16 protein-coding genes are annotated in these 17,070 nt (G+C 64.5%); 2 read left to right on the top strand and 14 right to left on the bottom strand.

Features of this window, described 5'->3' with window-relative positions; translation table 11 throughout:
- Positions 1-176 precede the first annotated feature (176 nt).
- The 6 genes from pnp to AC07NV_RS12750 form a co-directional block, all read right to left on the bottom strand.
- Positions 177-2,498 carry a polyribonucleotide nucleotidyltransferase gene (gene pnp, locus AC07NV_RS12775; RefSeq protein ID WP_495166744.1) on the bottom strand — a complete coding sequence of 774 codons (2,322 nt, stop codon included), beginning with the start codon at positions 2,496-2,498 and terminating at the stop codon, positions 177-179.
- Positions 2,499-2,691: 193 nt separating this feature from the next.
- The gene (gene rpsO / locus AC07NV_RS12770) at positions 2,692-2,961 is read right to left on the bottom strand and encodes a 30S ribosomal protein S15 (protein ID WP_293839114.1); all 270 of its coding nucleotides are present in this window, start codon (positions 2,959-2,961) and stop codon (positions 2,692-2,694) included.
- Between the two features lie 26 nt (positions 2,962-2,987).
- Positions 2,988-3,947 (bottom strand): tRNA pseudouridine(55) synthase TruB, encoded by a 960-nt coding sequence (truB, locus tag AC07NV_RS12765; protein WP_495166743.1) that lies wholly within the window; start codon positions 3,945-3,947, stop codon positions 2,988-2,990.
- A 31-nt stretch (positions 3,948-3,978) separates the two neighbouring features.
- A complete protein-coding gene (locus tag AC07NV_RS12760; RefSeq protein ID WP_495166742.1) occupies positions 3,979-4,389 on the bottom strand; it encodes a DUF6491 family protein in 411 nt (136 codons plus the stop codon).
- Positions 4,390-4,473: 84 nt separating this feature from the next.
- Positions 4,474-5,013: a GNAT family N-acetyltransferase gene (locus AC07NV_RS12755; protein ID WP_495166741.1), complete on the bottom strand. Its 540-nt coding sequence runs from the start codon at positions 5,011-5,013 to the stop codon at positions 4,474-4,476.
- On the bottom strand, positions 5,006-5,608 hold the full coding sequence (locus tag AC07NV_RS12750; RefSeq protein WP_495166740.1) for a thymidine kinase: 603 nt from the start codon (positions 5,606-5,608) through the stop codon (positions 5,006-5,008). Before AC07NV_RS12750 ends, AC07NV_RS12755 begins: the two co-directional genes overlap by 8 nt.
- A gap of 234 nt (positions 5,609-5,842) precedes the next feature.
- Here AC07NV_RS12750 and AC07NV_RS12745 point away from each other — a divergent pair, with 234 nt between their 5' ends.
- The gene (locus AC07NV_RS12745) at positions 5,843-7,252 is read left to right on the top strand and encodes a WS/DGAT/MGAT family O-acyltransferase (protein WP_495167267.1); all 1,410 of its coding nucleotides are present in this window, start codon (positions 5,843-5,845) and stop codon (positions 7,250-7,252) included.
- Positions 7,253-7,346: 94 nt separating this feature from the next.
- Here AC07NV_RS12745 and rbfA read toward each other — a convergent pair whose 3' ends face one another.
- From rbfA to chrA, 8 genes are all read right to left on the bottom strand, one after another.
- Positions 7,347-7,754, bottom strand: coding sequence for a 30S ribosome-binding factor RbfA (rbfA, locus tag AC07NV_RS12740; protein ID WP_495166739.1), 408 nt, complete (start codon positions 7,752-7,754; stop codon positions 7,347-7,349).
- A complete protein-coding gene (locus AC07NV_RS12735; protein ID WP_495166738.1) occupies positions 7,751-8,308 on the bottom strand; it encodes a DUF1697 domain-containing protein in 558 nt (185 codons plus the stop codon). The genes rbfA and AC07NV_RS12735 overlap by 4 nt, the downstream gene beginning before the upstream one ends.
- A 37-nt stretch (positions 8,309-8,345) precedes the next feature.
- On the bottom strand, positions 8,346-8,642 hold the full coding sequence (locus tag AC07NV_RS12730) for a GIY-YIG nuclease family protein (RefSeq protein ID WP_495166737.1): 297 nt from the start codon (positions 8,640-8,642) through the stop codon (positions 8,346-8,348).
- A gap of 56 nt (positions 8,643-8,698) precedes the next feature.
- Positions 8,699-11,263: a translation initiation factor IF-2 gene (infB, locus tag AC07NV_RS12725; protein WP_495166736.1), complete on the bottom strand. Its 2,565-nt coding sequence runs from the start codon at positions 11,261-11,263 to the stop codon at positions 8,699-8,701.
- Positions 11,264-11,280: 17 nt separating this feature from the next.
- Complete coding sequence (locus AC07NV_RS12720; protein WP_495166735.1) at positions 11,281-12,051, bottom strand: DUF448 domain-containing protein; 771 nt, start codon at positions 12,049-12,051, stop codon at positions 11,281-11,283.
- Positions 12,032-13,693 (bottom strand): transcription termination factor NusA, encoded by a 1,662-nt coding sequence (nusA, locus tag AC07NV_RS12715; protein WP_495166734.1) that lies wholly within the window; start codon positions 13,691-13,693, stop codon positions 12,032-12,034. The genes AC07NV_RS12720 and nusA overlap by 20 nt, the downstream gene beginning before the upstream one ends.
- Positions 13,693-14,238: a ribosome maturation protein RimP gene (rimP, locus tag AC07NV_RS12710; RefSeq protein WP_495166733.1), complete on the bottom strand. Its 546-nt coding sequence runs from the start codon at positions 14,236-14,238 to the stop codon at positions 13,693-13,695. Before rimP ends, nusA begins: the two co-directional genes overlap by 1 nt.
- 147 nt (positions 14,239-14,385) lie before the next feature.
- Positions 14,386-15,567 carry a chromate efflux transporter gene (gene chrA / locus AC07NV_RS12705; protein ID WP_495166732.1) on the bottom strand — a complete coding sequence of 394 codons (1,182 nt, stop codon included), beginning with the start codon at positions 15,565-15,567 and terminating at the stop codon, positions 14,386-14,388.
- Between the two features lie 482 nt (positions 15,568-16,049).
- Between chrA and dmeF the strand changes: the two genes are divergently transcribed.
- Positions 16,050-16,988: a CDF family Co(II)/Ni(II) efflux transporter DmeF gene (gene dmeF, locus AC07NV_RS12700; RefSeq protein ID WP_495166731.1), complete on the top strand. Its 939-nt coding sequence runs from the start codon at positions 16,050-16,052 to the stop codon at positions 16,986-16,988.
- Positions 16,989-17,070 lie beyond the last annotated feature (82 nt).

The raw sequence follows: 17,070 nt of genomic DNA, 5'->3' as shown, positions 1-17,070 counted from the left end.
TTTCGTCATGCTATCACTAGGACGAACAAATTCGGGCAGGTTCGCAACCTGTTTACAGACAGACAGGTCCATATGCGCGACTTTGGCGTCGATCCCGTAGCTGACACCTTCTACCCTGCCGCCAAGAAAAAAGGGGCCGCTTTCGCGGCCCCTTTCCAAATTCGATAGCGGAAGGCTTAGTCCTTCAGGAAGTCGGGCACATGGCCCTGATCTTCCGGACCTTCGCTGCGTTCGCGGCGCGGGCCACGATCGCCGCGACCTTCGCCGCCGCCGTCACGGCGCGGGCCGCGGTCACGACCGCCACCGCCGCCTTCGCGACGCGGGCCACGGTCGCCGCCATCACGGCGCGGACCACGATCGCCGCGCGGTTCGCGGGCTTCACGCGGCGGGCGCGTGTCTTCCAGCTCTTCGCCGGTTTCCTGATTGACGACGCGCATCGACAGGCGAACCTTGCCGCGCGGGTCGATCTCGAGGACCTTGACCTTGACTTCCTGGCCTTCGCTCAGGACGTCGGCGACCTTCTCGACGCGCTCGTTGGCGATTTCGCTGACGTGGACAAGACCGTCCTTGCCGCCCATGAAATTCACGAACGCACCGAAATCGACGAGGTTGACGACCTTGCCGTCATAGATCTTGCCGACTTCGGCTTCCTCGACGATGCCCGAAATCCACTTGCGCGCGGCTTCGATCTGCTCGGGATCGCTCGACGAGATCTTGATCAGGCCTTCGTCGTCGATGTCGACCTTGGCGCCGGTGGTCGCGACGATCTCGCGGATCACCTTGCCGCCGGTGCCGATGATGTCGCGGATCTTCGACTTGTCGATCTGCATCGTCTCGATACGCGGCGCGTGCGCCGACAGCTCGGTGCGGGCTTCGCCCAGCGCCTTTGCCATTTCGCCGAGGATGTGCGCGCGGCCTTCCTTCGCCTGGTTCAGAGCGGCTTCGAAGATGTCGCGCGTGATGCCCGCGATCTTGATGTCCATCTGCATCGTGGTGATGCCTTCGGACGTGCCCGCCACCTTGAAATCCATGTCGCCGAGATGATCTTCGTCACCAAGGATGTCCGACAGGATCGCGAAATCCTTGCCTTCGAGGATCAAGCCCATGGCGATGCCCGAAACCGGACGCTTGAGCGGAACGCCCGCGTCCATCATGGCGAGCGAACCGCCGCAAACCGACGCCATCGACGAGGAGCCGTTCGACTCGGTGATGTCGCTGGTGATGCGGATCGTGTACGGGAACTCGTCCTTCGTCGGCAGCACGGCATGCAGTGCACGCCATGCCAGCTTGCCATGGCCGATGTCGCGGCGGCTGGGCGCCCCGAAACGACCGACTTCGCCGACCGAATAGGGCGGGAAGTTATAGTGCAGCATGAAGTTCGAGTAGCTGAGGCCATTGAGGCCGTCGATCATCTGCTCGCTGTCCTTGGTGCCCAAGGTGCAGGTCGCGATCGTCTGCGTCTCGCCGCGTGTGAACAGCGCCGAGCCGTGCGCGCGGGGCAGGAAGTGCGTTTCGGCGAGGATCGGACGAATCTGTGTCGTCGTGCGGCCGTCGATGCGCTTGCCGTCCTTGAGAATGGCGCCGCGAACGATTTCGGCTTCGAGCTTCTTCACCAGCTTGCCGGCAGCCATCTGGTCCTGCGGCGCGGCGTCGGCGAAAGCAGCCTTGGCGGCAGCGCGCGCGGCGTTCAGCGCGTTCGAGCGGGCCGATTTGTCGGTCAGCTTGTACGCAGCGGCGATGTCCTTGCCGATCAGCTTCTTCAGCTTGTCCTTGGCGGCCGACAGGTCAGCCTGTTCGGCCATGTCCCAAGGCTCCTTGGCAGCCTGTTCGGCCAGCTTGACGATCGCCTTGACGACGTCCTTACACGCGTCGTGCGCGAACAGCACGGCGCCGAGCATGATCTCTTCCGACAGCTCATTGGCTTCGGATTCGACCATCATCACCGCGTCGTAGGTGGCGGCGACGACGAGGTCCAGGTCGCCCGCGGCAACCTGCGCATCGGTCGGGTTCAGGATATATTCGCCATCGACATAACCGACGCGCGCGGCGCCGATCGGGCCCATGAAGGGCACGCCCGAAATGGTGAGCGCGGCCGACGCGGCGACCATCGCGAGGATGTCGGGTTCATTGTGGCCGTCATAGCTCAGGACCTGGGCAATGACGTTGATTTCGTTGTAGAAACCTTCGGGGAACAGCGGACGGATCGGACGATCGGTCAAACGCGAAACCAGCGTTTCCTTTTCGGTCGCGCCGCGCTCGCGCTTGAAGAAGCCGCCGGGGATGCGGCCTGCGCCCGAATATTTTTCCTGATAGTGGACGGTGAGCGGGAAGAAATCCTGCCCTTCCTTGACCGTCTTTGCAGCGGTCACGGCAGCCAACACCATCGTTTCGCCGAGCGTCGCGACAACCGCGCCATCGGCCTGACGGGCAACCTTGCCCGTTTCGAGAGTCAGCGTTTCACCGCCCCACTCGATCGATACTTTTTTCACGTCAAACATGGAGTTTCCTTCGCCCGCCGGGCCCGATGCCGGGCGGGGCCTCTAGTTCCGGGTAATCCGACCCGGGGCGGTGCGGGGCGTCTGTCTGCCCCAATGGCGGTCCCGCCGGATGCGGGAGCGGCCCTGTGGTCCGGCAAAATCGCGCGGGACCAATATGACAGCGGCCCCGGAAGTCCGGGGCCGCCAGAAATTCTTATTTACGAAGACCCAGCTTCGCGATGAGAGCCTGATAACGACCCTCGTCCTTCTTCTTCAGATAGTCGAGCAAGCTGCGACGCTTGTTCACCATCATCAGCAGGCCGCGGCGGCTGTGGTTGTCCTTGTGGTGCGCCTTGAAGTGGGCGGTCAGCGTGTTGATGCGGTCGGTCAGGATTGCGACCTGCACTTCCGGCGAACCGGTATCGCCCTTTGCGCGGGCATTGTCGGTGATGACTTCGGTTTTGCGCTCAGCAGTAATCGACATAATCTTTTTTCCTCGAACATCCTTGTTTACAGATTGAAGCCGCGGACGACCTTCAGCGTTCCCGCCAAAGCCTCGATCAGGGCAACGGGACGCATGTCGCTGTCCCTTCCCCAATAGAGCCCGTCATCCGTGCACCCCCCGGTCCAGACACGACCCTGACGGATCGCCCCTGCCGCTTCCGGGGAAAGGTTCAGAGCCGGGATGTCGACCAGCCCTGCCTCAAGCGGCAGAAATACTTCTGATTGGGCGGCCCCTTGGCCGAAAGCGTTCAATTTGTCCAGCGAAATCGCCTGTTCCAGATCGAACGGCCCGGCCTTGGTGCGGCGAAGCATTATGACATGACCGACGGTCCCGACGGCGTGCGCGATGTCGCGCGCGAGGCTGCGAATATAGGTGCCCTTCGAGACATGCGCGGTGAGGGTGATTTCATCGACCCCCTCCTCTTCCCCTGCCTCGTCACCCCGGACTTGATCCGGGGTCCACGACTTCGCCGCCGGAATGGATGCCGGATCAAGCCCGGCATGACGAAGGGAAAATATCTCGACGCTGCGCGCCTTCATCTCGACCGCCTCGCCCTTGCGCGCCAGGTTGTAGGCGCGCTGGCCATCGATCCGGATCGCCGAAAAAGCGGGCGGCACCTGTTCGATCGGGCCGGTGAAGCGCGGCAGCACCGCCTCGACCTCCGCAAGCGTCGGCCGGACGTCGCTTGTCGCAACCACCTCGCCCTCGGCATCGAGCCCGGCGGTCTGGGTTCCGAAAGCGATGGTGAAGTCGTATATCTTGCTCGCATCGAGCATCCGCCCGCACAGCTTGGTCGCCTCGCCGAGCGCGATCGGCAGCACCCCCGTGGCGAGCGGATCGAGCGTGCCGCCATGGCCGACCTTGACCTTGCCCAGCCCCGCCTCGCGGCACACGCGCTTGACCGCGCCGACGGCCTGCGTCGAGCCCAGCCCCAGGGGTTTGTCGAGGATGATCCAGCCGTTCATCCCGCGCCGCTATGGCGTAGGGCGGCGGCTGTCAATTTGACTTGGCGGCTTTCGCAGCGTCGTCGGCCGCCTTCTTCTCTTTCTTTGACGGTGGCGCCGCCGAGGTCACGAAGGAGGTCAGCGGACAACGCTCGCCGCGCACAAGGATCGTTGCGAACTTGTCGAGCCGCGAAACGCCGCGCGTATCGACACCGATCGCCTGCGCGAAATCGATATCACGGCAAAAGGAGGCGAAGGTGCCGTAGAACCATTCGCCGCGGCGGCCTTCGACCCAGATGCCGCGATCGCGGTCGGCCTGCCAGTTGCGGATCGATGCATCGCTGGGGAAGACGATACTCGATTCGACGCCGAGTTCGCGTGCCTCCTTCGCGGGCTCGGTGGCCGCCGCTGCCGAAAGGGGGAGCAGCATGGCGGCCAGGGAGAGAGCGAGATTCGGTTTCATGTCATATCTTTCGGTCGGCATTACCCTACCCGATGCGCGTGCTAGCAGAAGCAATCTGAACCTGCACTGACCCGAAACAGGCCATCAGCGCGCGGCCCACTCGTCCGCGAGCAGCGACCAGAGCCCGGTGTCGCGAACATATCCCGTCCAGGTCTTGCGTTCGGACCGCAGCACGCCTTCCTTGGTACAGCCAAGCTTGGCGACCGCCGCCTGGCTGCGCTTGTTGCGTTCGTCGATGCGAAATTCGATGCGGCGGATGCCGACGGCGAAGGCATGGTCGAGCATCAGCCGCTTCACGCGGCCGTTGAAGCCCGTGCCGCGCGCATCGGGGTGGATGAAGCTGTTCCCGATCTCGACCGTCTGCGCCGACACGTCGGGACGCAGATATGCGGTCATGCCGACGAGCGTGTCGCCGTCCATGATTGCGTAGGGCATGCGGCTGGTGCCCCCGATCAGCACATCGAAACTCTTGTCGAAATGACCGGGGCCGAAGCTCGACGAATAGATCGTCCAGATATCGGCATCGGCGGCGCAAACGGCGCGCAGCGCCTCGCGGTGCGCTTCGGTGAGTTTGACGAGTGCGAGGTCGCCGTCGGCGAGTTCGACGTAAAGGCGATCAAGCATCGGCCAGCGCCTCGGCGGCTTCGCGCCGCTTCGCCATGAAGTGGCGCCGGCACAGCGCGACATAGCGGTCGTTGCCGCCGATCTCGGTCTGCACGCCTTCGACCACCGCGCGGCCCGCTTCGTCGACGCGCAGGTTCATCGTCGCCTTGCGCCCGCATTCGCACACCGCCTTCAATTCGACGAGCGCATCGGCGATCCCGAGCAGCGCCGCCGATCCAGGAAAGAGCTCGGCCGAAAAATCGGTGCGGAGGCCATAGCAGAGCACTGGGATACCGACCTCGTCGGCGAGCCGTGCGAGCTCGAGCACCTGCGCGCGCGTCAAAAACTGCGCCTCGTCGACGAGCACGCAGGCGAGCGGGCGTTCGGCGTTTTCGGCATTCACCGCGGCCCACAAATTGCTGTCGGGGTCGAATTTATGCGCTTCGGCGATCAGCCCGATACGACTCGTCACCTGCCCCGCTCCGTAGCGATCATCCAGCGCCGCGGTCCACAGCATCGTTTCCATGCCGCGCTCGCGATAGTTGAAATCCGCCTGCAACAGCGTCGTCGATTTGCCGGCATTCATGCTGGCATAATAGAAATAGAGCTTGGCCATAGAGAGGGCGATAACGCCTTCGATGGCCCCCGCCAATCATCAAACTATCGCCACCCCCGGACGCGTCACGCGCCGTGTCCGACTTGATCCGGGGTCCATCCCGTGCCAGCGGCTATGGACCCCGGATCAAGTCCGGGGTGACGATGCGTGGGGTGCTTGACTCGACCACGCCCCCTGTCATGCTGCGCGACAAAAGATGCAGCATAAACAGTGGGGAGAGCTGCCGTGCGACTGATGCCCGTGACCGACGCGATGTTCCTGTGGGGGGAAAGTCGCGAAACCCCGATGCATATCGGCGGAATCAATCTCTATACGCTGCCCGACAAGGTCGACGAGACCGAGTGGTTGAACGAGCAGCTGGCGCTGCTCCGGCAATCGGAAGGACTACGGCGGCCGTTCAGCGAGGTGCTGAAGCTGACGCCGCTCGGCCAATATGGCCCGATCCGGCTGGAACCCGACCGCGACATCGACATGCATTATCACGTCCGTGCCGCGGCGCTCCCCAAGCCAGGGCGGTATCGCGAGATGTTCGAGCTGGCTTCGCGGCTTCATTCGGGGCTCCTCGACCGCACGCGTCCCCTGTGGGAAATCACGCTGATCTCGGGCCTGCCGAACCGGCAGATCGCGACCTTCAAGAAGGTGCATCATGCGTTGATGGACGGCGCCGCGAGTATCCATTTCTATAATTCGATGCTCTCCGCCGATCCCGACGAGCGGCGCGCCTTCTCGCCGCTGTCGGTCGAGGCCTATGAAGCCTATAAGCGCCAGTTCCCGACGCCAAAAAAGCCGCCGCGCCCCAATCTGACCGACATCAAGGCAATCGGCGATTTCCTGAAGGAGCAATGGGGGAACAGCGTCGGGGTGACGAAGGCGCTGAACCAGTATGTCGCGGCGATGTTCGGCATCGGCGGCGACGGACTGAGCACGCCGTTCGCCGGGGTGCCCCGGACCAGTTTCAACCGCAATATCACCGGCGCGCGCCGCTTTGTCGCGCAAAGCTGGTCGCTCGAACGCGTGCGCGCGATGGGCAAGGCCTATGACGGGACGATCAACGACGCGGTGCTCGGCATGTGCGCGGGGGCAATGCGCAAATATCTGCAATCGCTCAACGAGCTGCCCGACAAACCGCTCAAAGCCATGGCGCCGGTATCGATCCGCCCCAAGGACGACGTCGATTCGGGCAATTCGGTCGCGTCGGTGACCGCCAATCTCGCGACGCATATCGACGACCCGGCCGAGCGCATGGCGGCGATCCAGGCTTCGATGAATTCGGCCAAGGCGCAGCTCCGCGCGATGACCGCAGCGCAGATCCAGCTCTATACCGCGATCACCAGCTTCCCGATGATGCTGACCGCGCTCACGCGCACCGCCGACCGTTTTCCCGCTTACTCGGTGACGATATCGAATGTGCCGGGCCCGCGCGAGCAGATGTACTGGAACGGCGCGCGGCTCGACGGCATGTATCCCGCAAGTATCCCGGTCGACGGCATGGCGATGAACATCACGCAGGTGTCGAACAACAAGAATATCGACTTCGGCATCACCGCGTGCAGGCGGAGTGTGCCGCACGCCCAGCGGATGATCGACTATCTGGAAGAAGCGCTGGTCGAACTGGAGCAGGCGGCGGGGATCAAAGGGAAGTAACCACCCTAAACCCTTCGCATCAAGCAAAGTCGGGATACCCCCGGCCTTGCGCCATCTTGATGGGTATCTCGACTTCGCTCGACACGAACGAAGCTCAAATGTCGCCTTGCCCCTCACCACTCTCCAAATCGCGCGCGACCTTCGGGTCGCGCAGCAATTTGTCGATATGGCTCGCCTCGTCGAAGCTCTCGTCGGACAGGAATTTCAGCTTCGCGGCATATTTCAGCGCCATTTTTTCGGCGACGCTCTTTTGCAGCCAGGCGGTGTTGGTGCGCAGCGCCTTGAGGATCGCTTCCTCTTCCTTGCCGAGCAGCGACTTCACGAAGACGGTCGCGTGGCGCAGATCCGACGACATACGCACTTCGGTGACGCTCACCGGATGCCTGGCCAGCAAATCGTCGTGCACATCACCGCGCGCGAGGATGTCCGACAGGATATGGCGCACCTGTTCGCCAACGCGCAGCGCACGGACCGTCGGGCCTTTGTCCTTTTCGGTTTTCATGGCTCCGCTTTCTCCAACTGGTCGAGCTTGTCGATAATCCGGGCGATCGAGCGCATGTTGCGCGCCGTGCCCTTATGTTCCAACCGGCGCTCGATAACCCGCGCGGTCAATTTGCTGTCGGCGACGCCGTCACCATAGTCGATAAAAAGCGCGCGATCGCCGAGCGCGAGGCGCTCGTTCGGCTTGATCCATTTGTCGCTGGCGAGCGCGTCGAACTGGGCCGCGGTCGGCTGGCCGTCGAGGAACATCGTATGGACGAACTTGTCCTCATTCGTCCCCGCAAACGGATTGTCGGCAATAGCTGCCGCGAGCTCGTCGCGGTTGCGCACGAGCGCGGCACAGCTCATGTCGAACCGGTCGTCGACCATCAGCGTCAGCTTTTCCTCCAGCCCGCGCGTCGGCCGCGCGGGGTGCGAAAAGATGACATTGCCGCTGGCGACGACGGTTTCGACGTCGGAAAAGCCTTCTGCCTCGAACGCCGCGCGCAGGTCGACCATCTTCAGCCGGTTACCGCCGACGTTGATGCTGCCGAACAATGCCACATAGCGAGCCATGCTCAATGTATCCCCGCGAAGGCGGGGACCCAGAGCGTCAAGGCGCGAGCGTCGGATATAAATCGTGCCACAGCGGATTATTCTCTTCGATCGCGCGCAATTTCCATGCACGATTCCATTTCTTCATACGCAGTTCGTGGGCGCGGGCATCCTGAATATCGTCGAACGCCAAATACCAGACGAGCAGCTTGCAATCATAGTCACGCGTGAACCCCTTAACGACGCCGCTCCGATGTTCCCACACCCGCTTTACGAGGTTGCTCGTCACTCCGATATAGATGGTGCCGTTGCGGGCGCTGGCCATGATGTAGACATAGCCCGGCCGGTTTCCCATCCATCGTTGCTCCGTGCCGCTCTGGACCCCCGCCTTCGCGGGGGCACAGGGTCAGTTTACAGCGTCCGTTCGCGCAGTTCGACTTCGAAGACTTCGAGGTGGTCGCCCGCCTTGATGTCGTTGGTATCGGCCAGCACAACACCGCATTCGAGACCGGCGCGCACTTCGGCGACGTCGTCCTTGAAGCGGCGGAGCGACGAGATCGTCGTTGCCGAGACGATGACGTCGGCACGCGTGAGACGCGCATGCAGCCCCTTGCGGATCGCGCCTTCGAGCACGAGCAGACCGGCGGCCTTGTCGCGCTTGCCCGCGGGGAAGACGTCCTTGACCTCGGCGCGGCCGACGACGGTTTCGACACGTTCCGGACCCAGCTCGCCCGCCATTTCCTTCCTGATCTCGTCGGTCAGGTGATAGATGACGTCATAGTACATGAACCGGACGTTTTCGCGCTTCGCAATGTCGCGCGCCTTCGAGTTCGGACGGACGTTGAAGCCGATGATCGGCGCCTTGGTCGCCGCCGCCAGCGTCACGTCGCTCTCGGTGATCGCACCGGCGCCCGACTGGAGCACGCGGACGCGGATCTCGTCGGTCGACAGCTTGTTCAGGGCATTGACGATCGCTTCGACCGACCCCTGCACATCGCCCTTGATGATCACCGGGAACTGAATGACGTTCGCCTTGTCGGCGAGCGCCTCGAACATGCCTTCGAGGCTGACCGGCGCCTGGACGGTGCGCTTGCGCGTCGCCTGTTCCTGACGATAGGTCGCAACTTCGCGGGCGCGCGCTTCATTCTCGACGACGGTGAGCGTGTCGCCCGCCATCGGAACGCCGCCCAGACCCAGCACTTCGACCGGCATCGAGGGCGTAGCGGCTTTGATCTGCTTGCCCTGATCGTCGATGAGCGCACGGACACGGCCGCTTTCGGCGCCGCAGACGAAGATGTCGCCGACTTTCAGCGTACCGCGGCGGACGAGGATCGTCGCCACCGGGCCGCGGCCCTTGTCGAGCTTGGCCTCGACCACCGTGCCTTCGGCGGCGCGGTCGGGGTTGGCTTTCAGCTCCATGATCTCGGCCTGCACCGCAATCGCTTCGAGCAATTTGTCGAGGCCGGTCTTCTTGAGCGCCGACACTTCGACATTCTGGACGTCGCCGCCCATTTCCTCGACCACCAGCTCATGTTCGAGCAGGCGTTCGCGGACGCGCTGCGGATTGGCGCCTTCCTTGTCGACCTTGTTGATCGCAACGATGATCGGCACGCCGGCCGCCTTCGCATGCTTGATCGCCTCGATCGACTGCGGCTTCAGCCCGTCGTCGGCCGCCACCACCAGGATGACGATGTCGGTGACATTGGCACCGCGCTGACGCATCTCGGTAAAGGCTTCGTGGCCCGGCGTATCGAGGAAGGTAACGAGCGAGCCGTCGGGGGTCTTCACCTGATAGGCGCCGATATGCTGCGTGATGCCGCCGGCTTCGCCCGCCTGCACATTCGCACCGCGCAGCGCGTCGAGCAGCGACGTCTTGCCGTGATCGACGTGACCCATGATCGTGACGACCGGGGCGCGCGGCTTCAGATGTTCGGCATCGTCGACGTCTTCGTCGTGACGAATGTCGATGTCACCTTCGCTGACGCGGATGATTTCATGCCCGAACTCGGTGACGAGCAATTCGGCGGTGTCCTGATCGATCGTGTCGGTGCTCGCCGACGGGACGCCCATCTTGAACAGCGCCTTGACCAGATCGCTGGTCTTTTCGGCCATGCGGTTGGCAAGATCCTGAACCGTAATGCTTTCGGGCACAACGACTTCGCGGATCTGCTTCTCGCGCGGACCCGACGAGGCGGTGTGCGAACGCTTTTCCTTTTCGCGGGCACGCTTCAGCGCCGCGAGGCTGCGCGCGCGCGCGCCTTCGTCTTCGTTCAGCGCCCGCGTGACGGTGAGCTTGCCCGACTGGCGGCGGCTGTCGCCGCCACGAGTTGCCTTCGGCTCGGGACGCTTGGGTTCGGGGCGCGGGGGCGCCGCGACCGGGGTAAAGCGGCGCGGTGCGGGAGCGGCGCTGGTCGTTGCGCGCGGCGCCGGCGTGGGCGCAGCGTCGCTCTGCGGCGCAGCAGCAGGCGCTTCGGCGGCGGGAGCAGCGGCGGCAGCGGCGGCAGCGGGCACTTCGGCCGCGGGCGCGGCGGGAGCGGGCTCGGCGGCCTTCGCGGTCGTCTGCTCGACCTTGGCTTCAGCGCGCGCCTTTTCCTCCTCTGCGGCGCGGGCACGCGCGGCTTCGTCGCGGCGGCGATTATCCTCTTGCGCCGACATGCGCGCCTCTTCGGCTTCGCGCAGCAGCTGTGCCTGGCGTTCCTGACGCGACATCAGGCTGTCATTCTCGCTGACGCGGGGCGCGGCCGGCTTCGGAGCCGGCGCGGGAGCTGGCGCGGGCGCCGGAGCGGCCTCGACCTCTTCGACCTCGACCGGCGCGGCTTCGCCCGGACGACCGAGCACGCGGCGACGCTTCACCTCGACCACCACCGTATTCCGGCGCCCGTGGCTGAATTGCTGCTGCACCTGTCCGGCCTCGACCGTCCGCTTCAGCCCCAGGGGCTTGCGGGTAAGGGTCGGTTTGTCCTGTTCGTCACTCATCGAAACTTATCATTCCTTCAAAACGCGTCCGAAGCGGCGGTGCTGGTCGGCAGCGCCCCCTTTTTTTCCTCGCCAGAGGCTGGCGCGGCATGCGGGTCGGAATCGCGATTGGCCGCGTCCCTACTCCATCCTGTGAAAAACTGCCAGCGGCTCAAATGCGCCAGCACCCGGTCTGCGGCGCGGGCGTCGATAATCGCCAGATGCACCGCATTCTCCCGCCCTAATGCCATAGATAGGGTGCCCCGGTCCACCGGCAAGACTTTGCCTTCGCGGCCCGACCCTTCGGCGTCCTCGCCGACGCGCCACGCCTGCGCCAGTTTCTTTCGCCCGTCCTCGCCCGCGTCGCTGGCGTGGAGAAGCAAGCGAACCTGGCCCTTGCGCGCCGCGGTTTCGATCTTTTCATTGCCGCTGAGCAACGTACCCGAGCGCGATTCCAGCCCCAACCGGTCGAGCGTGGCCCGCTCCAGCTGCGCCTCGATGCGCGCGCCCAGATCGTCGGGGATCGTGAAATTGCTGTCCTGAAGCGCGCGCGCAAGGCCGCCCTTCAGCTTGCCCTTCGCTTGGCTCGCTTCGAGTGTTGCGCGGTCGACGCCGATCCACGCCCCGCGTCCCGGCGCCTTGCCGTGCACGTCGGGCGCGATTGTGCCGTCGGGCCCGAGCGCAAGGCGCACGAGCCGTTCGGCCGGCGCAACCTCGCCGGTGATGACGCAGCGCCGCTCGGGCACATGCTGGCCGCGCCGTCCAGCGCGGTCTGGTTCGCTCAGCTGATCATTGTGCGGGGTCCGCATCGGCGGCCTCCCCGGTTAGCGGCTCCGCCGCGGGCCCAGCTTGCGATGCTTCGGCCGCCGGTTCGCTCGACTCTTCGTCGTCGAACCAGTGGGCGCGTGCCGCCATGATGATCTCGTTACCCTGCTCTTCGCTCAGGCCATATTCGCCCAGCACGCCGCCCTTGTCCTCGGCGCGTTCGCTGCGCGGCGGGCCGCGGCGGTTGTCGGTGCGCTTCTTGGCGATCAGTTCGTCGGTCGCGAGGTCGGCCAGATCGTCGAGCGTCTTGATGCCCGCCTTGCCGAGGATGACCAGCATCGCTTCGGTCAGGTGCGGAATGTCGGCCAGAGCGTCCTCGACGCCGAGCTCGCGACGCTGCGTGCGCGACGCTTCTTCGCGGCGCTCGAGCCCTTCGGTCGCGCGGCTCTGCAGCTCCTGCGCCAATTCCTCGTCGAAGCCTTCGATGCTCGCGAGCTCCTCGATGCCCACATAAGCAACTTCTTCGAGTTCGCCGAAGCCTTCGGCAACGAGCAGCTGGGCGAGCGTTTCGTCGACGTCGAGCTCTTCCTGGAACATCGTCGAGCGTTCGACGAATTCGCGCTGGCGCTTTTCGCTGGCGTCGGCCTCGGTCATGATGTCGATCTGGCTGCCGGTCAGCTGGCTGGCGAGGCGGACATTCTGGCCGCGGCGGCCGATGGCGAGCGACAGCTGGTCGTCGGGAACGACGACTTCGATACGGCTGTCATCCTCGTCGATCACGACGCGCTGGACCGTTGCGGGCTGGAGCGCGTTGACGACGAAGGTCGCCGTGTCTTCGGACCAGGGGATGATGTCGATCTTTTCGCCCTGCATTTCCTGAACCACCGCCTGAACGCGGCTGCCCTTCATGCCGACGCAGGCGCCGACGGGGTCGATGCTGCCGTCATAGCTGATGACGCCGATCTTGGCGCGCGAACCCGGGTCGCGGGCGGCGGCCTTGATCTCGATGATACCATCGTAGATTTCGGGCACTTCCTGCGCGAACAGCTTCTTCATGAAGTCGGGGTGCGCGCGGCTGAGGAAAATCTGCGGGCCGCGGGTTTCGCTGCGCACCGACAGGATCAGCGCACGGACGCGATCACCGACGCGCATCAGTTCGCGCGGGATCTGCTGGTCGCGGCGGATCACGCCTTCGGCGCGGCCGAGGTTGACGACGATGTGGCCGAATTCGACCGATTTCACGACGCCGGTGATGATCTCACCCGCGCGATCCTTGAATTCCTGATACTGGCGCTCGCGATCGGCTTCGCGGACCTTCTGGAAGATCACCTGCTTCGCCGACTGGGCGTCGATACGGCCAAGGTCGACCGCGGGCAGCGGGTCGACGATGAAGTCGCCGAGCTGGGCGTCCTTCTGCAGCTTTTGCCCCGCAGCCAGATCGACCTGCTTGAAATAATCCTCGACGGTCTCGACCACCTCGACGACGCGCCACAGGCGCAGGTCGCCGGTCTGGACATCGAGCTTGGCACGAATGTCGTTCTCGGCACCGTAGCGGGCGCGCGCGGCGCGCTGGATCGCTTCTTCAATGGCCTCGATAACGATGGCCTTGTCGATCATCTTCTCGCTGGCGACGCTGTTGGCGATCGCCAGCAGTTCGGCACGGTTGGCGGAAATGGCAGTGGCCATCAGTCCTGTCCTTCTTCTTCCATTTCGTCGGCGCCTTCGGCTGAAAGCGGGACGGTTGCGGCAATTAATTTGTCGGTGAGAACGAGCTTCGCCGTGTCGATCGCGTCGAACGGCAACTTATGCTCGACCTCTTGAGAATCCTGGATCGTCACGACATCGCCCTCGATGCCGATCAGCACACCGCTGAAGCGCTGACGCCCGTCGCGCTTTTCCTTCAGCGCAATCTTGGCCTCATGCCCCGCCCAGTCGGCGAAGTCGGCGGGGCGCGTCAGCGGCCGGTCGATGCCGGGCGACGACACTTCCAGCCGATACGCCTGATCGATCGGGTCCTTGCCCGCTTCCTCGAGCGCGTCGAGCTGGGCCGAGATGCGGCGCGACAGGTCGGCGCAATCTTCGATCGTCAGCTGGCGCGTGTCGGGGCGCTCGGCCATCACCTGCAGCGTCGGGTCGCTCTCGCCGCCAAAGAAGGCGACGCGCACCAGCGCAAGGCCCAAAGCCTCGGCTTCGGGCGCGATGATCGCATTCAGGACGTCGAGATCGGCCAAAGAAAATTCCTGTTTCGGATGACCGGAAAGCATGTGGGTACAGCCGCCGCGGCCCGCGGCCCCGACGTCCCAACTGGCTAACCATGTCAAGAAGTAGGCGGCATATAGGCTTTGGCGGCTGAGTCGGCAAGGGGGGAATACGGGCCCCTAAGGGTTAAGCAGCCATCCCGCGACACCTGCGCCGATCACCAGCGCCGGGGCGACCCATTTCCCCTTGAGCAACATGACCGCCGCAACCGCGCCGCCGAGGATGACGACGCCCGCCACGGGGTTCGATACGCGCAGCGCCGTGGCCCAACCAAGTTGCAGCAGAGTCGCCGCGATCACCCCGACGACGGCCGCGGCAACCCCGCCGAGTACCCGGTGCAGCGCGGGGTTTTCGACCACCGCCTCCAGCCGCTCGAAAAAGATCATCGAAAAGGCGAAGGCGGGGAGGAACATTCCGACGGTGATCGCGACCGCGCCGGGAAACCCGCCCGCCACATAGCCCGCGAAAGTCGCGAAGATGACGAGCGGCGCGGGCAGCATCCCCGCCAGCGCAACGCCGTCGAGAAAGCTCGCATCGGACAGCCAGCCGCGCCCGACGGTATCGGTGCGCACATAGGGGATGGCGGTATAGGCGCCGCCGAAGGTCAGCAGCCCGCCCTTCAGCCCTGCGATGAAGAGCGCGATAACCCCTGCCTCGCTGACCGCCATGCCTGCCTTCACTACCGGGCCTGCGTCCGAGGCGAGAAACGCGAGCAGGACGGCGGCGACGAACACCGCAGCGGCCACCACCGGCCGTGCGGCAAAGCTGTAGACCAGCCCCGCGGCGATCAGCGGGATCCAGAACGGTACGCCCAGCAGCGTCGCACCGAGCGCCGCCGCCGCGAGCAGCCACAGCAGCCTGTCCTCGAGGATATGTGTCCCGATCCGCTGCACCGCGCGCAGGATGATCGCGAGCACCGCAATCTGGACGCCGAGGAACACCGGCGCGGTTCCCGGATTGCCGACGATCCAGTCCTTGTAGAGCCAGGCCGCGCCGAGCATCAACACGAAACCCGGCAGCATGAAGCCGAGTCCGGCAAGCAGCCCGCCGATCCGCCCGCGCGCAACCATGCCGAGATGGACGCACAGTTCGTGCGCTTCCGGCCCGGGCAGGATCTGCATTACTGCAAGCAGCCGGTTGAAGCGCGCGGGCGATATCCAGCGCTCCTCTTCGACAAGCGCCTGTTTCACCATCGCGATCTGCGCGACGGGTCCGCCGAAGGCGAGGAAGCCGAAGCGGAGAAACCGCAGGAAGAGCTGAAAGAGAGAAAGCGTAGGGGGTGAAGGCTCTAAAGTCGACATGGCAAGCGCGCTCCTTGCCGCAAATGCGGCATGATGGAGCGGATCTTGGACAGCAAGCCGTCTGGACGGGCGTCCGCATTTGCCCGTGCCGCAACAAATAGCATGGCGGAAGCGTGAGGGAAGAAAGATTAGCTTTTCGCGGTTGAAGGCAGGAATGAAATCAGCGGCAGGTTTCGACCAATTGCGGTCACCAAGTCACCCAACCCCCGTTCGCATCGAGCGAAGTCGAGATGCCCATCGGCGCGGCGCAAGGTCGAAGGGTGTCTCGACTTCGCTCGACACGAACGGCTTTTGACGACGGCTAACGACCAAAAGCTGCCGCCACCCAGTTCGTCATCCCGGCGAAGGCCGGGATCTCACCCTCTCGGATTCACGCACCGGCGAGATCCCGGCCTTCGCCGGGATGACGAGAATAGGAAACGTCCGCTCACCACCCCAACGCAGACCCTTGCCATTCTTTTTCCATGAGATAGGCAGCAGTCATGTCGTTCGATGACGAAATCGAGGCGCTGGCCCACGACCATGTCTTTCTGGGCAAGCGGCACGACGAGAATGCCCGCCGCACTCTGTGGGTCGTCGCGCTCACCGCCGCGATGATGGTGGCGGAGATCGCCGCAGGCCTCGCGTTCAACTCGATGGCGCTGCTTGCCGATGGCTTTCACATGGCGACGCACGCCGGCGCGCTCGGCATCGCGGCGCTCGCCTATGCCTATGCAAAACGCCATGCCCATGGCCGCCGCTACAGCTTCGGCACCGGCAAGGTCGGCGATCTCGCGGGCTTCGCCTCGGCGCTCGTGCTCGGCATCGTCGCGCTCGGTATCGCGTATGAATCGGCGATCCGGCTGGTCGATCCCAGCCCGGTCGCCTTTGGCGAGGCGACGATCATCGCAGTGATCGGACTCGGCGTGAATATCGTCAGCGCGCTGCTGCTCGGCCACGGGCATGATCATGGAGCGGGGCATGCGCACGGTCACGACCATCATCATGGCGACGCGCATCACCACGACCACCCGCCGGAGAAGGATAATAATCTCCGCTCGGCCTACCTCCATGTCGTTGCCGACGCGTTGACGTCGGTGCTTGCAATCGCGGCGCTGCTCGGCGGGCGCTATCTGGGCTGGGTGTGGCTCGATCCCGCAATGGGCGTCGTCGGAGCGGTCGTCATCGCGGTCTGGGCCTGGTCGCTGATGCGCGATACCGGCGCGGTGCTGCTCGACGCGACCGACGCCGCGCTCGAAGCCGAAATCCGCGACCTCGTCGAGACACCCGGCGACGCAAGAATCATCGACCTCCACGTCTGGCGCGTCGGTCCGGGCGCGCATTCGGCGATCATCAGCGTCGTCGGCGCGACACGCGAAGCGATCTGCGCGCGCGTAAAACCGGTGCACGAGATCGAACATCTGACGGTCGAGATACGCTGAATTTCGCCGGGTGGGGCGGGTCCATCGACGGTCACCGCACGGTGTAAATTCCAGCCGTTTATTTCCTCCGTAAACGCCCGGG

The sequence above is a fragment of the Sphingopyxis sp. GW821-FHT10B01 genome, from assembly GCF_059415685.1.
The sequence above is the reverse complement of the archived record's forward strand: the minus strand, read 5'-3'. Positions and strand labels throughout refer to the sequence as shown.